Source organism: Kitasatospora sp. NPDC015121 (assembly GCF_055562955.1).
In genome coordinates, this window is the sequence record NZ_JBVHEH010000106.1 from 1 (window position 1) to 1,380 (window position 1,380).

The window sequence follows — 1,380 nt, forward strand, 5'->3', positions numbered from 1 at the left end:
GGGACTGTCTGAATAACGGTGGATCCGGTCCTTGATTCAACACGCCGAGCTGAGCTTGGCGGGAAGGATCGACGATGACCGAAACACTTGATCCCATGGCAGAGACTGAGGTGGATCAGAAGCAGTTGGCCGAGCAGCTCCTGGCTCAGGCCAAGGAGCAGGGCGTGGAGTTGATGGGCCCGAACGGACTCCTCAATCAACTCACCAAAAACGTCCTAGAGACCGCGTTAGACGCGGAGATGACCGAGCACCTGGGCTACGAGAAGCACGATGCCGCCGGCCGCGGCAGCGGCAACTCGAGGAACGGTACCCGTTCGAAGACGGTGCTCACTGAGATCGGGCCGGTGGAGATCGAAGTGCCACGCGACGTCGATTCTTCGTTCGACCCGCAGATTGTTAAGAAGCGTCAGCGACGCTTGACGGGTATCGATGAGATCGTATTGTCATTGACGGCAAAGGGTTTGACGACCGGCGAGATATCCGCGCACTTTCAAGATATTTACGGAGCGTCGGTGTCGAAGGACACGATCTCGCGGATCACCGACAAGGTCGTCGGGGAAATGACGGAGTGGCAGAACCGGCCACTTGATCGGGTGTATCCGGTGATGTTCATCGATGCGGTGCACGTGAAGGTTCGCGATGGGCAGGTCACCAACCGGCCGATGTATGTCGCGATCGGCGTCACCGTCAATGGCGAACGCGACATCCTCGGGATCTGGGCCGGCGAGGGCGGAGAGGGCGCAAAGTTCTGGCTCTCGGTCCTGACCGAGATCAAGAACCGTGGTGTGGCGGACGTCTGCATCGTTGTGTGCGACGGACTCAAAGGATTGCCTGAAGCGATCAACACCGTCTGGGAACTCGCTGTGGTGCAGACGTGCATTATTCATCTGATACGCAACACTTTTCGCTTTGCCTCTCGTAAATATTGGGATGCGATGGCGCGTGATCTCAAACCTGTCTACACCGCTCCGTCGGAGTTTGCGGCCAGGGAACGATTCGCTGAGTTCACGCAGAAATGGGGGCAGCAGTATCCAGCGATTATCAAGATGTGGGACAACGCGTGGAGTGAGTTCGTTCCGTTCCTGGACTACGACGTCGAGATCAGGCGCGTCATCTGCTCGACGAACGCGATCGAGTCTGTCAACGCTCGCTACAGGCGCGCAGTACGGGCGCGTGGGCACTTCCCGACTGAGCAGGCGGCGCTCAAATGCTTGTACTTGGCCACGCGTGCTCTGGACCCGACAGGGAAAGGTAAGGCACGATGGGCAATGAGGTGGAAGCCCGCGCTCAATGCGTTTGCGATCACCTTCGAAGGACGCATCACCCTGAACGGTAACTAACCGACATCAAGGTCGGATCCACCGTTAATCGGACACTCCC

The 1,380-nt window shown here is 58.3% G+C and carries 1 protein-coding gene; it reads left to right on the top strand.

All coding sequences use genetic code 11. The features are described 5' to 3' along the window. The first annotated feature begins 74 nt into the window (after positions 1 to 74). On the top strand, positions 75 to 1,340 hold the full coding sequence (locus tag ACZ3J7_RS41045; protein WP_003943361.1) for an IS256 family transposase: 1,266 nt from the start codon (positions 75 to 77) through the stop codon (positions 1,338 to 1,340). The last annotated feature ends 40 nt before the right edge of the window (positions 1,341 to 1,380 follow it).

Excerpts from the sequence above, each read along its gene's own strand:
- ACZ3J7_RS41045 (WP_003943361.1), top strand. The coding sequence starts at position 75 with ATGACCGAAACACTTGATCCCATGGCAGAGACTGAGGTGGATCAGAAG.